The sequence below is a fragment of the Actinoallomurus acaciae genome (genome assembly GCF_042429965.1).
Classification (GTDB): Bacteria; Actinomycetota; Actinomycetes; order Streptosporangiales; family Streptosporangiaceae; genus Actinoallomurus; species Actinoallomurus acaciae.
This window is the reverse complement of the sequence record NZ_JBHLZP010000024.1, coordinates 19511-38421: the sequence shown is the minus strand read 5'-3', so window position 1 is coordinate 38421 and position 18911 is coordinate 19511. Positions and strand designations below refer to the sequence as shown.

General features: G+C 70.7%; 16 protein-coding genes and 1 pseudogene. 11 read left to right on the top strand and 6 right to left on the bottom strand.

The window, feature by feature from the left end; genetic code table 11:
• From ACFFNX_RS05675 to ACFFNX_RS05645, 7 genes and pseudogenes are all read left to right on the top strand, one after another.
• A partial coding sequence (locus ACFFNX_RS05675; protein WP_378196247.1) for an ABC transporter ATP-binding protein occupies nt 1-1064 on the top strand: 1064 nt, incomplete at its 5' end.
• Between the two features lie 58 nt (nt 1065-1122).
• Nucleotides 1123-2130 (top strand): oligopeptide/dipeptide ABC transporter ATP-binding protein, encoded by a 1008-nt coding sequence (locus ACFFNX_RS05670; RefSeq protein ID WP_378196244.1) that lies wholly within the window; start codon nt 1123-1125, stop codon nt 2128-2130.
• Between the two features lie 65 nt (nt 2131-2195).
• Complete coding sequence (locus ACFFNX_RS05665; protein WP_378196241.1) at nt 2196-3125, top strand: dihydrodipicolinate synthase family protein; 930 nt, start codon at nt 2196-2198, stop codon at nt 3123-3125.
• 24 nt (nt 3126-3149) lie between these two features.
• Nucleotides 3150-4940: an exo-alpha-sialidase gene (locus ACFFNX_RS05660; protein WP_378196253.1), complete on the top strand. Its 1791-nt coding sequence runs from the start codon at nt 3150-3152 to the stop codon at nt 4938-4940.
• Nucleotides 4941-5187: 247 nt separating this feature from the next.
• Nucleotides 5188-6003: pseudogene (locus ACFFNX_RS05655) on the top strand (sialidase family protein); the annotation flags it as partial.
• 192 nt (nt 6004-6195) lie between these two features.
• Nucleotides 6196-6762, top strand: coding sequence for a LamG domain-containing protein (locus tag ACFFNX_RS05650; protein WP_378196250.1), 567 nt, complete (start codon nt 6196-6198; stop codon nt 6760-6762).
• Nucleotides 6759-8759, top strand: a complete 2001-nt coding sequence (locus ACFFNX_RS05645) for a beta-galactosidase (RefSeq protein WP_378196238.1) — start codon at nt 6759-6761, stop codon at nt 8757-8759. Before ACFFNX_RS05650 ends, ACFFNX_RS05645 begins: the two co-directional genes overlap by 4 nt.
• Nucleotides 8760-8776: 17 nt before the next feature.
• Here ACFFNX_RS05645 and ACFFNX_RS05640 read toward each other — a convergent pair whose 3' ends face one another.
• Nucleotides 8777-9964, bottom strand: coding sequence for an ROK family transcriptional regulator (locus ACFFNX_RS05640; RefSeq protein WP_378196235.1), 1188 nt, complete (start codon nt 9962-9964; stop codon nt 8777-8779).
• A 183-nt stretch (nt 9965-10147) separates the two neighbouring features.
• Between ACFFNX_RS05640 and ACFFNX_RS05635 the strand changes: the two genes are divergently transcribed.
• Complete coding sequence (locus ACFFNX_RS05635; protein WP_378196231.1) at nt 10148-13627, top strand: alpha-N-acetylglucosaminidase TIM-barrel domain-containing protein; 3480 nt, start codon at nt 10148-10150, stop codon at nt 13625-13627.
• A gap of 52 nt (nt 13628-13679) precedes the next feature.
• Here ACFFNX_RS05635 and ACFFNX_RS05630 read toward each other — a convergent pair whose 3' ends face one another.
• On the bottom strand, nt 13680-14030 hold the full coding sequence (locus tag ACFFNX_RS05630) for a hypothetical protein (RefSeq protein ID WP_378196229.1): 351 nt from the start codon (nt 14028-14030) through the stop codon (nt 13680-13682).
• A gap of 93 nt (nt 14031-14123) precedes the next feature.
• Nucleotides 14124-15053 (bottom strand): ArsR/SmtB family transcription factor, encoded by a 930-nt coding sequence (locus tag ACFFNX_RS05625; RefSeq protein ID WP_378196226.1) that lies wholly within the window; start codon nt 15051-15053, stop codon nt 14124-14126.
• Between the two features lie 370 nt (nt 15054-15423).
• Between ACFFNX_RS05625 and ACFFNX_RS05620 the strand changes: the two genes are divergently transcribed.
• Complete coding sequence (locus ACFFNX_RS05620; protein WP_378196223.1) at nt 15424-16125, top strand: peptidase inhibitor family I36 protein; 702 nt, start codon at nt 15424-15426, stop codon at nt 16123-16125.
• A gap of 233 nt (nt 16126-16358) precedes the next feature.
• Nucleotides 16359-16679 carry a hypothetical protein gene (locus ACFFNX_RS05615; protein WP_378196220.1) on the top strand — a complete coding sequence of 107 codons (321 nt, stop codon included), beginning with the start codon at nt 16359-16361 and terminating at the stop codon, nt 16677-16679.
• Nucleotides 16680-16698: 19 nt separating this feature from the next.
• Here the strand turns inward: ACFFNX_RS05615 and ACFFNX_RS05610 are convergent, their stop codons facing one another.
• From ACFFNX_RS05610 to ACFFNX_RS05600, 3 genes are all read right to left on the bottom strand, one after another.
• On the bottom strand, nt 16699-16806 hold the full coding sequence (locus ACFFNX_RS05610) for a DUF397 domain-containing protein (RefSeq protein WP_378196217.1): 108 nt from the start codon (nt 16804-16806) through the stop codon (nt 16699-16701).
• Nucleotides 16807-17270: 464 nt separating this feature from the next.
• Nucleotides 17271-17417 (bottom strand): DUF397 domain-containing protein, encoded by a 147-nt coding sequence (locus tag ACFFNX_RS05605; RefSeq protein ID WP_378196213.1) that lies wholly within the window; start codon nt 17415-17417, stop codon nt 17271-17273.
• Nucleotides 17360-18154 (bottom strand): helix-turn-helix domain-containing protein, encoded by a 795-nt coding sequence (locus ACFFNX_RS05600; protein WP_378196210.1) that lies wholly within the window; start codon nt 18152-18154, stop codon nt 17360-17362. The genes ACFFNX_RS05605 and ACFFNX_RS05600 overlap by 58 nt, the downstream gene beginning before the upstream one ends.
• 139 nt (nt 18155-18293) lie before the next feature.
• Here ACFFNX_RS05600 and ACFFNX_RS05595 point away from each other — a divergent pair, with 139 nt between their 5' ends.
• Nucleotides 18294-18911 (top strand): hypothetical protein, encoded by a 618-nt coding sequence (locus ACFFNX_RS05595; protein WP_378196207.1) that lies wholly within the window; start codon nt 18294-18296, stop codon nt 18909-18911.

Sequence of the window (18911 nt, the reverse complement as noted above, 5' to 3'; positions counted from 1 at the left end):
CGACGGCCGAGCGGACCGCGCTGACCGGCCTGGCCGAGGCCGCGCGCCGTCTGGCCCAGCGGGACCGGCCGCTGCCGGAGGGCCGGCCGGTCCTCAGCGTGGAGAACCTGACCATCGGCTTCGAAGACCGCCACAACGGCGTGAACGTCGTCGACGGCATCGGCTTCGACGTCCGGCCGGGCGAGGTGCTCGGGCTGGTCGGCGAGTCCGGCTGCGGCAAGTCGCTGACCGCGTTGACGATCATGGGCCTGGAGCCCGCCGGCGCCCGCGTCGGCGGCCAGATCCGCTTCGACGGGAAGGACCTGCTGGAGCTGCCCCGGTCGGCGCGGCGACGGCTGCTCGGCCACGAGATGGCGATGATCTACCAGGACGCGCTCTCGTCGCTGAACCCCGCGATGACCGTCAAGGCCCAGCTGAAGCAGGTCGTCCGGCGCGGGGGCCGGCGCAGCCCGGCGGAGCTGCTGGAGCTGGTCGGGCTCGACCCCGCGCGCACGCTCTCGTCGTATCCGCACGAACTGTCGGGCGGCCAGCGGCAGCGCGTGCTCATCGCGATGGCCCTCTCCCGCGACCCCAAGCTGATCATCGCCGACGAGCCCACGACGGCGCTCGACGTGACCGTCCAGGCCCAGGTGATCGAACTGCTGCTGCGCCTGCGGGCGGAGCTGGACTTCGCGCTCATCCTCGTCTCGCACGACCTGGCCCTGGTCGCCGACGTGACCGACCGGGTCGCGGTGATGTACGGCGGGCAGATCGTCGAGACCGGGGTGACGTCCGCGCTGGTGGGCGCGCCCGCGCACCACTACGCCCGCGGCCTGCTGGGCTCGGTGCTGTCGATGGAGGCCGGCGCGGAGCGCCTCGCCCAGATCCACGGTGTGGTGCCCTCCCCCGCGGACTTCCCCGACGGCTGCCGGTTCGCCGACCGGTGCCCCGCCGCCACCGAGGTCTGCCGTACGGAGACGCCACGCCTCGACGGCCGGGAGGACGAGCACGCGGTGGCCTGCCACCACCCGGCGCTCGACATCTCCGCCCCCCTTTCCACCGCGGCTCCCAAGGAGGGTTCATGAGCGAGCGGAGCGAACGAATCGCGCACATGGTCTCTCCCCCGACGAAGGAGGGCTGTTCATGAGCGACCTGGTCGAGCTGGCCGATGTGCATGTGGTGCACAAGGCGCGCTCCGGCGGCCTGTTCACCCGCGACCGCGTGTACGCGCTGACCGGGGCGGAGCTGACCGTCGCGCCCGGCGAGACCGTCGGCATCGTGGGCGAGTCCGGCTGCGGCAAGTCCACGCTGGCCAGGGTCCTCATCGGGCTCCAGCGGCCGACCGCGGGAACGGTCTCCTTCGAGGGACGCGACGTCTGGTCGATGCCGGGCGCCGAACGCCGGAGCGCGATCGGGTCGAGCATCGGCATGATCTTCCAGGACCCGGCCACGGCGCTGAACCGCAGGCTGCCGGTCCGCAAGGTGCTCCGCGACCCGCTCGACGTCCACCGCGTCGGCACCCCGGACGAGCGCGACGAGCGAGTCCGCGAACTGCTCGACCTCGTGGGACTGCCCCCGGGCGCGGCGGACCTGCTGCCCGGCCAGATGTCCGGCGGGCAGCGCCAGCGGGTGGCGATCGCCCGCGCGCTGGCACTGCAGCCGCAGCTGCTGGTCGCCGACGAGCCGACCAGCGCGCTCGACGTGTCGGTCCGCGCGCAGATCCTCAACCTGCTGGGCGACCTGAAGGAGCGGTTCGACCTCGCCATGGTGTTCGTCTCCCACGACATCCAGACGGTGCGGCGGATGAGTGACCGGGTCGTGACGATGTACCTCGGGCGGATCGTGGAGCAGACCCCGGCCGCGGCGGTGCCCGGCGCGGCCCGCCACCCGTACACCCGGGCGCTGTTCTCCGCCACGCCCGGCCTGCTGTCCCCGATCGACCCGATCCCTCTCGTGGGTCCGGTCCCGTCCGCGACCCGGCCGCCGAGCGGGTGCCCCTTCCGCACCCGCTGCTGGAAGGCGGACGACGTGTGCGCCGCCGAGATGCCCGTCGCGGAGCAGGACGGGGACGGCGTCTTCCGCTGCCACCACCCGGTGCGCTCCGGCGCCACCGACCGCGAACTGATCAGCCAAGCACAGGAGAGCCCCTGACCTCGGCCAGCGAGGAAAGGCGACAACCACAGCACCTCGGTCCTGCGGCCGACGAAGGAGAATTCATGACCCGCCCCGCCCCTCTGTCCGGCGTCATCCCCCCGGTGTGCACCCCCCTCACCCCGGACCGCGAGGTCGACACCGCCTCGCTGACGCGGCTGGTGGACCACCTGCTGGAGGGCGGGGTGGACGGTCTGTTCGTCCTCGGTTCCACATCGGAGGTCGCGTTCCTGCCCGACGGGCATCGCCGTACCGTGCTGGACACCGTGCTCGGCCACGTCGCGGGACGGGTGCCGGTGCTCTCGGGCGTCATCGACATGACCGCGCCCCGGGTGGTCGACCACGTGCGCGTGGCGGTCGAGGCCGGCGTGGACGGCATCGTGGCCACCGCCCCGTTCTACACGCGCACCCATCCGGCCGAGATCGCGATCCACTTCCGCACGATCGCGGCGCACGCGGGCGTGCCGGTGTACGCCTACGACCTGCCGGTCTCGGTGCACAGCAAGCTGACCGCGGACCTGCTGCTGGAGCTCGCCGCCGAGGGCGTGCTCGCCGGTCTGAAGGACTCCAGCGGCGACGAGGGCGGGCTGCGCGAGGTGATCCTGCGCCGCCGCGAGCGCGACCTGCCGTCGTTCGCGGTGATGACCGGCTCGGAGCTGACCGTCGACTCGGCGCTGTGGATGGGCGCGGACGGCGTGGTCCCCGGCCTCGGCAACGTCGACCCGCACGGCTACGTACGGCTCTACCAGGCCGCCGTGCGCGGCGACTGGGAGGCCGCGCGGATCGAGCAGGAGCGCCTGTGCCGGCTGTTCCACCTCGTCCACGTCGGCGGCCCGCACATGGGCCGGAGCTCCTCGGCCCTGGGCGCGTTCAAGGCCGGGCTGTTCCTGCGCGGCGTCATCGACCACCCGACCACGGCACTGCCCCAGATCCCGCTCGACGCGGACGACATCGCCCGCGTCAAGGAATTCCTTTCCGAAGCCGCCCTCATCTGACCAGCACGGAGGACAGCGTGGCTCATCTCGGATCCCCCAGACGTACGGCGGTCGTGGCGCTCCTCGCCGCGGCGCTGCCGTTCGTCACCGCCGGCACCGCGGCCGCCAGGACCGCGCCGGAGTTCGACGAACAGGTGCTGTTCGCCCAGCACACCGACGGCTACTACTGCTTCCGCATCCCCGCCATCGTCCGCGCGAACGACGGCACCCTGCTCGCCTTCGCCGAAGGACGCGTCAACACCTGGCGACTCCGGCGACATCGACCTCGTCCTCAAACGCTCCACCGACGGCGGCCGAACCTGGGGACCCCTCCAGGTCGTCCTCCCCGGCAACGGCGACACGCGTGGGAACCCGACGCCGGTCGTGGACCGCCGTACCGGACGCATCGTCTTGATGACGACGTGGAACCCGGGGAACGACGACACCATCCGGCATCCGTTCGTGCAGTACAGCGACGACGACGGGGGCACCTGGTCCGCCGCTCGCGACCTCACCGACGAGATCGTGAAGCCGGAGTGGAACTCCTGGTACGCCACCGGCCCTGGACACGGCACCCAGCTCCAGCACGGGCCGCACAAGGGACGCCTCATCGTCCCGGCCAACCACGAGGGCGACGGAGGGGCGCTCAAGGGCGGCCCCCAAGGCGGCCACCTCAACTACAGCGACGACGGCGGCCTCACCTGGAAGATCGGCGCCGATGACACCCGCACCACCAACGACGTCAGCCCCGGGGAACTGAGCACCACCGAACTCGCCGACGGCCGGATCTACGTCAACGCACGCGACAACACCGGCACCGACCCCGGCAACCGCAACACCGCCACCAGCAGCGACGGCGGCCAGACCTTCGACACACCGTTCCACACGCTGCCCAAACTCACCGCCCCGAAAGTCCAGGGCTCGGTACTGCGCGCCGGAAACACCATCTACCTGTCCGTCCCCGACCACCCGGTGACCCGCGAGATCATGGCCGTCCGGTCGTCGTCCGACAACGGACGCAACTTCCAGCAGATCGGCAAGGTCATCTACTGGGGCCCGTCCGCCTACTCCGACCTGGCCGACCTGGGAAGTGACCACCTCGGCCTGCTGTACGAGGCAGGCCAGGCAGGCCCGTACGAACAGATCCGGTACGCCCGGTTCAACACCGCCTACCTCAAGACGCCCAACGGAACGCCGCCCGGGCTGCCCAAGCCTCCGGCACCCGGCCCGACGACGCCGGACCTGTCGGGAAACCGCAACGACGGCTACGTCCGCGGCGGGATGACGTCAGCGAGCGAGTTCGACGGCGTCGACGACTACGTGCAGGTGCCCTGGAACGAGTCCCTGGACCTGGGCGCCGGCGACTTCACCTGGTCCGCGCGAATCCGCTACACGGACACCGGCGGGACGCACTCGATCCTGTGGGCCTACCGCGTCGGCAGCGGCGCACCGCAGATCTGGCTGCGAGCCGAACCGGCCAACAAGCGGATCATCGGCGTGGTGGGAACCGGCAACGGCACCGCCACCGTGGCCACGACGCAGCCGTACAACGACGGCCAGTGGCACAACGTCGTGCTGCGGCGCACCGCCGGGCAGGTCACCCTCAGCGTCGACGGTCAGGCGACCTCGGTGGCCGACCCGGGCGGGTCGGTGACCGAGGGCAAGCAGTTCACCATCGACGGCATCGACGTCGGCCAGCGCCTCGACGGCGTCTATCAGTTCCACGGCTCCATCTCCGACGTACGGATCTACAACCGCGCCGTCCCCGACGACCAGATCGCGACCACCCGGCACGGCCTGCGGCTGTGGTTGCCGCTCGACCGGATCGGTTCCTGACCGGAGGACTTCGTGCCCCACCTTCGTTTCCCCAGACGTACGGCCGCCGCGGCGCTTCTCACCGCCGCGCTCCCCATCGCGACCGCCGGCGCCGCGGCGGCCAGGACCGCGCCGGAGTTCACCGAACAGGTGCTGTTCGCCCAGCACACCGACGGCTACTACTGCTTCCGCATCCCCGCCGTCATCCGCGCGAACGACGGCACCCTGCTCGCCTTCGCCGAAGGACGCGTCAACAGCTGGCGACTCCGGCGACATCGACCTCGTCCTCAAACGCTCCACCGACGGCGGCCGAACCTGGGGACCCCTCCAGGTCGTGCTGTCCGGCGACACCGACACGCACGGCAACCCCGTGCCGGTCGTGGACCGCCGTACCGGCCGGATCATCCTGATGACCAGCTACAACCCCGCCGCCGACCAGACCGAGCGGCGCGAGTTCACGCAGTACAGCGACGACGACGGCGCCACCTGGTCCGCCGCGCGTGAGATCACCGGCGAGGTCACCAAGCCCGCGTGGAACTCCTGGTACGCCACCGGGCCCGGTCACGGCGTCCAGCTCTCCGGCGGCCCGCACAAGGGACGGCTGGTGGTCGGCGCCAGCCACGAGGGCGACGGCGGGGCGCTCAAGGGCGGTCCGCAGGGCGGCCACCTGCTGTACAGCGACGACGGCGGCACCACCTGGAAGATCGGCGCCGACGACACCCGCACCACCAACGACATCACGCCCCAGGAGCTGAGCATCACCGAGCTCGGCAACGGGCGGATCTACGCCAACGCGCGCGACAACACCGGCACCGACCCCGGCAACCGCGACATCACGACCAGCAGCGACGGTGGGCTGACCTTCGACCACCCGTTCACCCCGATACCGAAGGTGTCCGCGCCGAAGTCGCAGGGCGCGGTCCTGAAGGTCGGCAGGAAGGTCCTGCTCTCCGACGAGGACCACCCGGTCACCCGCACGGTCATGGCAATCCGGTCGTCGTCCGACGACGGACGGAACTTCCAGCAGATCGGCAAGGTCGTCCACTGGGGACCCGCCGCCTACTCCGACCTCGTCGATCTCGGCGGGGGCGAGATCGGCCTGACGTACGAGGCCGGTGACGCGAGCCCGTACGAGGGGATCCGGTTCGCGCGGTTCAATGAGGCGTACCTGTCGACGCCGAACGGCACTCCCCCGGGCCTGCCGAAGCCGCCCGCACCCGGCCCGACGACGCCGGACCGGTCGGGCCACCACAACGACGGCTACGTCCGCGGCGGGATGACCTCGCCGAGCGAGTTCGACGGCATCGACGACTACATCCAGGTGCCCTGGAACGAGTCCCTGGACCTGGGCGCCGGCGACTTCACCTGGTCGGCGCGGATCCGCTACTCCGACACGACCGGGACCCACTCGATCCTGTGGGCGTACCAGGTCGGCAGCGGCGCACCGCAGATCTGGCTGCGGGCCGAACCGGCGAACAACCGGCTCATCGCCATCATGGGGACCGGCAACGGCACCCCGACGGTGACCACGGCCCAGGCCTACAACGACGGTCAGTGGCACGACGTCGTCCTGCGCCGCACCGCCGGGCAGGTCACCCTCAGCGTCGACGGTCAGGCGACCTCGGTGGCCGACCCGGGTGGATCGGTGACCGAGGGCAAGCAGTTCGCCATCGACGGCATCGACGTCGGCCAGCGCCTGGACGGGGCTCAGCGCTTCCACGGCTCCATCTCCGACGTACGGATCTACGACCGCGCCGTCCCCGACGACCGGCTCGCGACCGCCCGCAGCGGCCTGCGGCTCTGGCTGCCGCTCGACCGGATCGACACGAAGGATCAAGGATGAGCCGGATCGCCGGTCTGCGCGACCGCCTCGGCATCGCCTACGGAGGCGACTACAACCCCGAGCAGTGGCCCGATGAGGTGCACGAGGAGGACCTCCGGCTGATGAAGGAGGCCGGGGTCTCTCTCGTCAGCGTCGGCATCTTCTCGTGGGCCTCGGTCGAGCCACGGCCCGGGGAGTACGACTTCGGCTGGCTCGACCGCGTCATGGACCGGCTGGCCGGAGGCGGCGTCGCCGCGTGCCTGGCGACCATGACGGCCTCGCCGCCGCCCTGGCTCACCACCCGCCATCCCGAGATGATCACTGTACGGGCGGACGGGTCGGCCATCTCGCCGGGCGGACGGCAGCACTACTGCCCCTCCAGCCCGGTCTACCGGTCGCACGCGGTACGCCTCGCCGAGCGGATCGCCACGCGCTACGCCGATCATCCGGCGCTGGCGATCTGGCACGTGAACAACGAGTACGGCAACGTCATCCCGTGTCACTGCGACGTGTCCGCGGCGGCGTTCCGGCGCTGGCTGGCGGACCGGTACGGTTCCGTCGAGGGCCTGAACGACGCCTGGTCGACGCGGTTCTGGGCGCAGGGGTACTCCGCGTTCGAGGAGGTGCTGCCGCCGCGCTCGCCGGCGCCGTTCGCCAATCCGGCGCACGCGCTGGACTACGCCCGGTTCACCTCCGACGAGCTGCTGGCCTGCTACCTCGCCGAGAAGGAGGTCCTCACCCGCGTCACGCCGGACGTGCCGGTGACCACCAACTTCCCGCCGTCGCTGCGGCCCGTCGACCAGTGGGCGTGGGCGCCGCACGTGGACGTGATCGGCTACGACGCCTACCCCGATCCGCTGGACGCCGACGCCGTGCCCAAGGTCGCCTTCTCCTACGACGTCATGCGCTCGCTGCGCGGCGGGCAGCCGTGGCTGCTGATGGAGCAGGCGCCCGGTGCGGTCAACTGGCGGCGGCGCAACGCGGCCAAGCCGCGCGGCGCGATGCGGCTGTGGAGCTGGCAGGCCGTCGCGCACGGCGCCGACGCGGTGATGTTCTTCCAGTGGCGGCAGTCACGCGGGGGCGCGGAGAAGTTCCACTCCGCGATGGTCCCGCACGGCGGGCCATCGACCCGGATCTTCGGCGAGGTCCGCGAGCTGGGCCGGGAGCTGGCGGCGTCCCGTTTCCTGGCCGGCGCGCGGGCGCCGCGCGCCGACGTGGCGATGGTGCTGGACTGGCCGAGCTGGTGGGCGCTGGAGGGCCAGGCGCGCCCGAGCGCGGAGGTCCGGTTCCTCGACGCGGCCTGGTCCTGCCACCGTCCGCTGTACGACGCGGGGGTCGCCTGCGACGTCGTACGCCCGGACGCCGACCTGTCGGGCTACCGGCTCGTCGTCGTGCCGAACCTCTACCTGACCTCCGAGGAGGCGGGCCGCGGCCTCACGCGGTACGTCGAGGAGGGCGGCACGCTGGTCATGTCGTTCTTCTCCGGCATCGTCGACCCGTACGACCGGGTGCACCTGGGCGGCTACCCGGCGCCGTTCCGCCGGATGCTGGGCCTGGCCGTCGAGGAGTTCCATCCGCTGGCCGAGGACGCCTCGGTCGGGCTGTCCCTCGGGTCGGGGACGCTGTGGTCGGAGGAGGTACGGCTGGAGGGCGCGGAGGCGGTCGAGCGGTTCACGACCGGCGCCCTCGCCGGGGAGCCCGCCGTCACCCGGCACCGCTTCGGCCGGGGCGAGGCGTGGTACCTGGCGACCCGCCCCGACCCGGCGGCCATGCGCGTCCTCTTCGACCGTGTCCGCGAGGCGGCCGGCGTCGGGCCCGTCCTGCCCGGTCTGCCGGACGGCGTCCAGGCGCGTGCGCGCGAGACCGAGGAGGGCCGGTGCTACATCGTCCTCAACCACGGCGCCGCGGCCGTCGACGTGCCGCTCCCCACGCCGATGCGCGAGGAGCTCGCCGGCGCCGGCCCGGCCGCCTCGGTACGCCTGGAACCGTCCGGAGTGGCGGTGCTGCGTCCGGGCTGAGGAGCCGGCGGCGTCGATCAGGTGGAGAGCTGGTGCCAGACCTCGTCCAGGGCCAGGCTCAGGGCGCCGGTCAGGATCGTGTCCTCGGCCAGGCCGGAGATCCCCACGTCGGGCGGCGTGAGGGTCAGGTCGGCCAGGTGCCGGGTGATGGCCGTGAGCAGGACGGGTCCGGCGCGAGCGACCCCGCCACCGATCACGACCGCGTCGGGGGCCAGCACCAGAACGGCCGGCGCGATGGCGTGGGCGAAGGTCCGGGCGACGTCGTCCACGACCTGCTCGGTCACCGCGTCGCCGGCGGTGGCCGCGGCGAAGACGGCGGCGGCGTCGATCGGGCCCTCGCGCAGCGCCGATCCGGGCCGCGTACGGACGGCCCGGCGGGCCTGTTCGGTGATGGCCTCGGCACCGATGGCGCGTTCGAGGGGGCCTCTGCCGTCGTCGGTGTCGGGGACGCGGCCGGGCGGCCGGATGAAGCCGATCTCACCCGCGGCTCCGGTGCCCCGATGGAGGCGTCCGTCGATCACGACGCCGGCGCCCAGCCGCTCACCCCACTGGACGGCCAGCAGGGTGCCGGGTCCGGCGCGTTCCCGTGCGACGGCGAGGGCGGCGAGGTTGGCGTCGTTCTCCACCCGTACCGGGCAGCGGAACCGGTCGCGGAGGTGGTCGGAGAGGTTCACCGAGGTCCAGCCCGGCACGCTGGGCGCCAGGAGGATCCGGCCAGAGCCGGCGTCGACGATTCCGGGTGTGGCGACGACCACCGCGGCGATCTCGTCCGCCTCGAGACCGGCCTCCTCGAGAGCGCACGCGATGACCGCGTCGACGACGGTGAGGAGGCGGCTGGCCTTGTTGTGGTCGACCGATCGGCGCACCGCGGCCAGGCGGCGGCCGGCCAGGTCGTCGATCCCCACGCTGACCGTGTGCGGCCCGACGTCGAGGCCCAGCACGGGCGCGGCGCGGCCCCGAAGGGAGACCCGGACGGCCGGTCGGCCGCCCTTCCGGGAGGCGGCGGCCGGGTGGTCGTGCTGAACCCAGCCCGCCTCGACCAGGTCCTCCACCGCCTGGCCCACGGTGGGGCGGGTGAGGCCGGTCAGCCTGACCAGCTCGGCCAGCCGTACGGGGTCGGGCGCGCACTCGCGCACCGCGCGCAGTACGGAAGCGGTGTTGAGGCGGCGCAGAACGGGGGTGCCCACCGCACGCTCGTCTTCCATGGCTCCCTCCGAAAGATCCACCGGCCCCCTTGACCGAAGGATCCCGCACGCACATTATGAATCGGCTGGTTTTGTAAAGACCTTTATAAACTTCCTCCGGTGGAGGTGCCGCCCATGATGCTGGGCCGACGACTGGGAAGACGATCGGGTGCCGGACGCCGATCTCGTGCACTTATCGCCGTCATGGCCGCGGTGCTCGCCGTACCGCCGACCTCGACGGCGCAGGCGGACTCCACGCGCCCGGCGGCCGCCGCGCGCGACACCGGACCGGCCGCCCAGGCGCTGGAGCGGATCCTCGGCAAGAGCCGGGCCGGTCAGGTCACGCTGCGGACCATCGACAAGGGCACGGGCGCCGATCGTTTCCAGGTCTCCGCCGAAGGCGGGCACCTGGTGGTCGCGGGCACCTCCCCGGCCGTACAGCTCACCGGCTTCGGCTGGTACCTGCGCAAGGTCGCGCACGCCGACGTGGCGATCGGCGGGTCGCAGCTCGACCTTCCCGCGCGCCTGCCACTGCCGTCGGCGCCGATCGCGGAGGACGCGTCGGTCGCCAACCGGTTCGCGCTCAACGACACCAACGAGGGATACGGCGGCGCGTACCTGAGCTGGCAGGAGTGGCAACGCCGCATCGACGTGCTCGCGCTGCTCGGCATCAACCAGGTGCTGGTGTACGAGGGGCAGGAGGCCGTCTACCAGCAGGCCTTCGAGCAGTTCGGGTACAGCGCCGCGGACATGCGCGAGTGGATCCCGGAGCCGGCCCACCAGTCGTGGTGGCTGCTGCAGAACATGTGCTGCACCGGCTCACCGATCTCGCAAGCGTTGATCGACCGCCGCGCCGCGCTCGCCCGGCACATCATCGACCACCTGCGCGAGCTGGGCATGACGCCCGTGCTGCCCGGCTACTACGGCACGGTCCCGACCGACTTCGCGAAGCGGAACCCGGGGGCCGACACCGTCCCGCAGGGCACCTGGAACGGCCTGCAGCGCCCCGACTGGCTCGACCCGACCGGGCCGCAGTTCGGCAAGGTCGCCGCGGCGTTCTACCAGGCCCAGACCAAGCTGTTCGGCGCCTCCACGATGTACAAGATGGACCTCCTGCATGAGGGCGGCACCGCCGGGTCGGTGCCGGTGGGCCCGGCGTCGAAGGCCGTCCAGGACGCCCTGGAGGCCGCCCACCCGGGCGCGATCTGGGTGATCCTCGGCTGGGAGAGCAACCCTCTTCCGGCGACGCTCCAGGCGGTCGACCGCTCGAAGATGTTCATCGTGGACGGACTCAGCGAGCAGCCCACCGTCACCGACCGCGACAAGGACTTCCTCGGCACCCAGTACGCCTTCGGCACGATCTGGAACTTCGGCGGCCACCAGAACTTCGGCGCCGGCCTCACCGTGTGGAACGAGAAGTTCCACGCCTGGCAGGCCAAGCCGGGCAACGCCATGAACGGCATCGCGCTGATGCCCGAGGCCATCGACAACAACCCCGCCGCGGTGGCGTTCTTCGCCGACATGCCGTGGGAGAAGGGGCCCGTCGACATGGACGCCTGGTTCGCCGAGTACGCCACCGCCCGCTACGGCGCCGCCGACCCGCACGCCCTGGCGGCCTGGCGGATCATCGAGCGCACGGCGTACTCCTGGCCGGCGGGCAAGGACACCCGGCACGTGACCGCCCTGTTCGACGACCAGCCGAGTCTCACCGACACCGGGCAGGCGGCCCTGCAGTACGACCCCGCCGAGTTCGAGCAGGCGCTGAGCGAGCTGCTCCAGGTGGATCCGCGGCTCCGCCACTCCGACGCGTACCGCTACGACCTGGTCGATGTCACCCGTCAGGTGCTCGCCAACCGCAGCAGAGCACTCCTGCCGCAGATTCTCGCCGCCTATCGCGACCGCGACGGCGCCGCCTTCGGCCGGCTCACCGGCCGGTGGATGACCGAGATGAGGCTGATGGACCAGGTCCTCGGCACCGACCCGAACTTCCTGCTCGGCACGTGGCAGCGGGAGGCGGCCCGCCAGGCCGCGAACCCGAAGGAGGCCGCGACCCTCGACTACGACCTGAAGTCGCTGGTGACCCTGTGGCAGACCGAGAGCCCCGGGCTTCAGGACTACGCGCGCCGGGACTTCAACGGCCTGGTCGGCGGCTACTACGCCGAGCGCTGGAAGATGTTCTTCGACGTGCTGAAGGACTCGCTGAAGACGGGTGAGCAGCCCCGGCCGATCGACTGGCGTGCGGTCGCCGAGAGCTGGGCACACGCGGGCACCCGGTACGCGGCCGAGCCGCACGGCGACGCCTACCGGCTGGCGACGAAGGTGGCCGACGAGACGTCCGGCGGGCTGACCCTCACCTCCGACCGGAAGGGTGTCACCCCGGGCGGCACCGTCCACGTCACCGCGACCTTCACGAACGACTCGACCCTGGGCACCGCGCACAGGGTGGGCCTCGCCCTGACCGCGCCGCACGGCTACACCGTCCGCCGCGCAGCGGGCTCCACCGGGTCCGTAGGCGACGTCGGTCCCGGCAGGACCGCGACCGCGACCTGGACGGTGACCGCCCCCGCCGGCGCCGCGGCCGGTTCTCTGCCCGGCCTGGACGCCACGGCCTCGTGGCGTACCGCCGCGGGCGAGCCCGGACAGGCGACCGCGCACTCCCTCCTCATGGTCGGCGGGAGTACGGTCTCGGCGCCGTACAGGACGGCCGCCTCCGCACCGGCCGAGTTCGCGCGAACGGGCGACACGACCGGCATCGCCGCCGGAGGCAGGGACGTGTGGGGCGCCACCAACGAACTCGCGACCGTCTACGACGCCGGTGGCCTCACCTCGGGTCACGCGGTGTCCACGAAGGTGACCAGGCTGGACGGCGCGTCCCCGTACACCCGCGCCGGTCTGGTCGTCAGCAACGACCTGGCCAAGACCGGGTCCGCCGGGTACGCCGACATCGCCGTCACCCCCGAGCACGGCTGCGTCCTCTCCTACGACGCGGACGGCGACGGCAGGCTCGACCACGTGACCGAGGTCGGCGGGTTCACCGCCGGCGACGTCCAGGTACGACTGAGCACGGACGGCGGCCGCGTGACCGGCTCGTGCAGCTCCGACGGCAGGAACTGGACCGTGATCGGATCCGGCCCGATCGCCGGCGCGTCGGCCACACAGGACGTCGGCATGTTCGTCAGCGCGGTCAACAGCCACACCGCGCAGGAGGCGATCGCGCTCTTCGGCGGCGGCATCGTGGCCTCGCCCGACACCTCCCGCGACGGGTCCGGCGACGTCCTGCAGAGCCTGCACAAGCCGGTGACGGCACTGTCCTCGGAGTCGGGCCGCCCGCCCGAGTCCGCCAATGACGGCAGCCGTGCCAACTCCCCCTACTGGGGCGGCCCGATGACCTACGGCCAGACCTGGTGGCGGGTCGACCTCGGCACCGTCGACGACCTGTCCCGCGTCAACGTCCGCAACTACGTCGACGGGACCCGGTATTACACGTACCGGCTCGAGGGAAGCGTCGACGGCACCCACTGGTTCACCCTCGGCGGCCGGGGCGGCCCCGACCCCGCCACCGACGCGGGCGACACCGTGAACACCGAGGCGAAGGCCCGCTATGTCCGGGTGGTCGGCCTCGGCAACACGGCCAACGCCACGTTCCACCTCACCGAGGTCAGCGTCTACGGCACCCCGACCTAGCCCCGCCGGGCGGGTACCGGCCGGTACCCGCCCGAGATGGGTCCGGTGGGGCTCAAGGGAAGACGAGGTAGTTGGTCACCATCCAGCCGGTGACCTTCGTGGAGCCGTTGTAGCCGTAGCCGTACACCCAGACGTATCCGCCGCCGTTGGTGAATGAGCTGCTGCAGAAGTGCACCTGTGCGCCGTTCGCCAACTGGCCGACTCGCGGTGCCGATGTGGACGGTGACGTGTGTACGAGCAGCCAGTCCACGCCGCTGACATGGGTGATCGAGTCATAGGTGCACGAATAGGCAGGTGCGGCGACCTGACTCGCCGGTGTCGGAGCGGCGGCCGCCGCCGCGCCCGGAATGAGCACGGCGCCCGCGGCGACCACCAATGAGACGAGAATACGATGAGACGACATGCGGTTTCCCCTGACCGTCTGATTTCGTGCACCGATTGCACGTTGATGCGGAAATCATGGGTCCGGTAATGGCAGGGGTGAACAACCTTTCCATCACGGTGGAAAGGCGCTGGCGGCCGACTCGCCATCGGGGGGAAGCAGACAGTGGCCCCTCGGCGTGAGGGCGTGGGTAACGGTCTGCCCGTTGCGGACGGTGGTGATCAGTCCGGCCTTTCGGAGCAGGCCGGCGTGATGGCTCGCCGACGCGAGTGACATGTCGATGTACTCCGCGAGTTCCGTCGTCGTGCATGGCGTGGTGAGGGTGCGCAGAATGGTGGCGCGGGTACCACCGATGATCGCGGCGAGCGCGGCGTGGGCCTCCTCCGAGGCTCCGGAGGATGGCGCGGGCCGCGACGCCATGAGCGGCCTGACCGGGTAGACGAGCACCGGAGGAAGGTCGGCGTCGATGAGGGTGACCGGCGTCACCGTGCAGAAGAACGACGGGATCAAGGTGATGCCGCGACCGCGCAGGTCGACGGTGCGTTCGACGGGATAGTCCATCGCGAGGACCGGCGCGCTCCAGCGGAAGCCGGGCGGCAGGCCCTCGAGTAACCGTTCGACGCCGCCCGAGCGGTACTGCTGCGTACGCCGACCGCATTCGGCCGTGACGAGGGAGTCGATGGTGGGCCACGCCGGCTGGATGAACGCCGTGAAATAACGGCGAACGTCATCGACGACCTTCGCGTGGACCGTACGGTCTCCCCGGCCCAGGAGCCGCACCCACGTGGGTCGCGACGGTTGCGGCCGGAGACGGGACATGTCCGCTCGTAGACGATCACGGGGCACGGCCGCCAGGGAGTCCAGCGCCGCCTCCAGCCCGTCGAGGCCCTCAGGCGGAGTCAGGAAGTCCGGAAAGTCACCTCGAAGAGGGACGAGGCCCGACAGCCGGCGCGCCGGGCCGACGTCGTCCTGATAGGCGCGCAGCCGGCGATGCGTGGTCGTCCACCATTCCCTGTACAGCGTCCCGGGACTACGGCTCTGCAAGATCGGCAAACTGAGCGTGAGTTCCCAGAGCGGGTCCGGCCTGGACGCGATTCGTGTTCGCGCAAGATCAGCGGTGGTAAAGCGGATGCGCAGCAACATGCCCCCTGGCTGGTTGCGGCTGAGGCTTCACGCCTCGTTGAAAGGCTCTGGCCGTTTTGGCGGGCCTGGTGCGACCGTCAACTCGACAGAACAGACGGTAGTTGCCGACTACCTGTCTGCCCAGTCGATGCCTTGTCCACAAATGGACGTTACGGGGGTGCACCGTTCAGCGGGGCTTTGCGTCATCGATCGGATGGCGCCTATTTGACCTGCGTCAATACCGAAACACCGAGACAGCAGTACTGAAACATTATTGGTCAGGAGGTTGGAAATGGAAGCAGGTTCGAAGCTGAGGCGTGTTCGCCGGGGTGCGCGGCGCACCGTCGCGGCCATCGCGCTCGCGGTCACGAGCGTCGCGGTGCTGGCGTCGGCGGCACACGCCGCCCCGCCCGCCGGCGCGCGTGCGGTCGTCGCGCCGTACGACTTCGCCCATTCCACGGTGCCGCCGACGGCGGCGCAGGTGAAGGCCGGCATCGACGACGTGCTGCGACGGACGCCGGGGGCGCGTCAGGTCGGACCGACAACGATCGACATGGGCGGCGGGTTCATCGTGGAGCTGCCGAAGCCGGCGGGCACGGTGCAGCCTCTCTACACCTGTAGCTCGGGGTACATGTGCGTGTGGGTCGACCGTCAGTACACGGGCACCTACGCGTACTTCCAGGTGTGCGGCCACGAGTGGGATCTCGGCCATTCGGCGTTCCCCGGCGGCGGGTACTGGAACGACCGGATCTCCTCGATCACCAACCCGCAGACCGGCTCCAACGCCACCGGCTATTTCTACAACTACAACACGAATGGAACGTGGTCGAAGCTGCTGACCGTGCCGATCAACACGCACCGCAGCAACCTGGCGCTCGATTCCTCCGAGGATGGCAGCGGCAGCCCGAATGACCGCATCGACGGTGTGCATGTGTGCGGCGCCGTGCCCAGCCCGTGGAAGCCGAACTACTCGTCCCCGCTGCCGCCGTCATAATTCTCCGGGACCGCCTTCCCGGAGAACCTCGTCCTTCCATCACACCCGCGAGGCCCCGTCCAGATCGGGCGATCTGGACGGGGCCGGGTGTCTCTCCCGGCACTGCGAGAGGGGCGAGGGCCCACCGGCGAGGTTCATCGGTGAAGTTCGGCGTGGCGCTTCGCGTTGGGGACGTGCGGCCGCCCTCCGAGAAGGAACGGTGACACCTCGTTCCCCGCCGCGACCCGGTGACGATGCTGCGCCCGGGCGACCGGCGGGACGGCCGCCACTTGGTCGTCTACAACCTGGGGGTCAGTCCGGCGGCGTTCCGGCGCGAACCGGCCCGGATACGCACCGCCCCGCGCATCGGCCGCATACTCCACACCCCGGGCCGATCCAGCCGCCTGCTACGGCTCGATTCCGCCACCCTCTGCATCGTCGAGACCGACCCGGCCGTCGCGGCGATCGGAAGGCTAGTCGGCCGGCACTATTCCAACTACGCCAGCCGACGGTTCCGGCACCTGTTCACCCTCGGCCCAGCCGCGTACCGCACCCGCTTCCGCCCCGGCCGCTGAATCGCCGGGCGGACTTCCGCTACGCGTTCCGGTCGTCGTCGCGATCGACCCGAGCAACCTCGACGCATTCTCCGCCGTTTGCGTTGCTCCGTGACGACTTTCGCCAGTTCAGACCTTGGCCTTCCATGCTTCTGCCACTTCCCTAATGAGACGGAGGGATGCTTCTTCGCCCAACGCATGCTTTCGCAGCATCTCGAACATACGCCGGAGCCGGGATACTTCAACGGCGCCCCAACGCAGCAAGGCCACCTGGGGTGCGGGGACCGGCCCAGATCGTTCACACGGTCGGCGCGGTTTCCGCTCGCGGTCCCCTGGCGCCGAAGCGTGGGAAGTGCTCGCGGAAAGGGGCTGCCCACGGCCAGGCCGAGCGGGTCGGCGGGTCCCGCCGCCAAGGTGAAGTCGGCGCCCGCATGGATGACGACGTGAACGATACGAGAGCCGCCGGTAAAGCCGGGCGCGGCGCGGAGGGCCAGGCACGCGTTGTGATCAGCAGTTGATCGTGCCACAACCACAGGGGGACGCCCCGGCGCCTGGAGTGATGGGCGGACTCGGGGAGTGAGCCCGCCCATCGCTTCGTCGATCTTCCGCTTGCTACGCGTTCCGATCGTCGTCGCGATCGACCCGAGCGACCTCGACGCAATCGCTGTTGTTCGCATTGCTCCGTGACGACTTACGCCAGGTCAGATCCTGCTGCTCCACGACTCCGCCACTTCCTTGATGAGATGAACCGACTCGCATTCGCCCAGCGCATGCTTCCGAGCGATCTCGAATATACGCCGGAGTCTGGAAACTTCATCGGCGCTCTCCACCACGTCTCCGCTGAGTGCGTCGTCTATCTGGCCGACTTCAGTCTCACCATTGCAGCTCGCCACACCGAATGAGCCGGTGTACTGGGAGCCGACCGAGCAGCTCAGGCGGATGACCTGCACGACCACATGCTCGCGCATCGCCGTCTCAACAAGACGGTTGAGCTGATCGCTCATGACCCGAGGGCCGCCGACGTTGCGATGCAACACGCTCTCGTCGATGAGCGCGACGAAAACCGGCGGGTTCTCCTTCGCAAGCACTTGTTGCCGCGACATCCGCACCTTGACCTGGTCATCGTCGCGGAGGACCTCTCGCGCATATTCTTCGAGTTGCAGGAGCCCAGGGACGACATCGTAGGTAAACCGTAAAAGCAGCGTTGCTTGAGCTTCGGCGCGGGCCCACTTACCCAGGAATTCCTGGGGCTTATCTCCGGTGACGATGTTCTCGGCGATGTCCTCCAGAAGTCCGCCGGTGCCGAGGACGCGTTCGACGTCCTCCAGCGTTTCGGGGTCCGGGATGTTGCGGCCCGACTCCCATGCGGCGATGGCCGAGTCCGACAGGTTGATCCGCTCCCCCAGGACACGGCGGCTCATCTTCGGGACCTGCTGCTCGCGGGCGATGCGGAGCCGCCGCCCGAAGAACTCTCTTCCTGTCATGCGTGCCGGCATCGAAATTCACACCCTCTCGTACTCGCCTGTACTTGCACCACACTTGTCATTCGTGCGCACCGGAGCACTTCCCAGCCTATTGACCGGACGCCATTCTTTGCAGGGAAACGACCGCAAACCAATTAAGGCAAAGCACCCCATGAGCGACTTTCCCGATTGCCAACCCCGGCCGGCCCGTGCCGGGCTGGTTCCCTATATCGTCCGCTGGAGCGGCGAACGTCCGGTCAATACACCGGTGGTGGCCAAGGGGCGTACCGGCATCGGCTACCAGCACGAGCGGCCGGGTGACCGCGACGCACGCGGTGTGTTGTGGACCCGCTACGTCCGCGCGCCGGGCGAGGGCACGCCCGAGTTCGGCGGGGTGCACCCGTACCGGCAACGCCGCGCGATGCGACGGCTGCTCTGCCAGGTCTGCAGCGGCCCGGCCGACCGGAACGAGCGAGGCGTCCTGTGGCTCGTGGGCAATGCCGGGCGAGGCTGGTCGGGCGAGGACGTGACCGGCCACCCACCGGTCTGCCTGCGCTGCGCGGGCACGGCCCGCCGCGCCTGCCCGTACCTGCGCAAAAGCGGCACGCTGGCGCTGCGTGTCCGCGACGCCCCGCTGGTCGGCGTCTCCGGCAAGCTGTACGAACCCCACCGCCGGGACCTCGTCTGCCTGGGACCGGTCACCCTCGCCTACGACGACCCGAGAGTCAGGTACCTCCAGGCCACCCAGCTCATGCGCGCACTGCGCGACTGGACGGCCGTGGACCTGTAA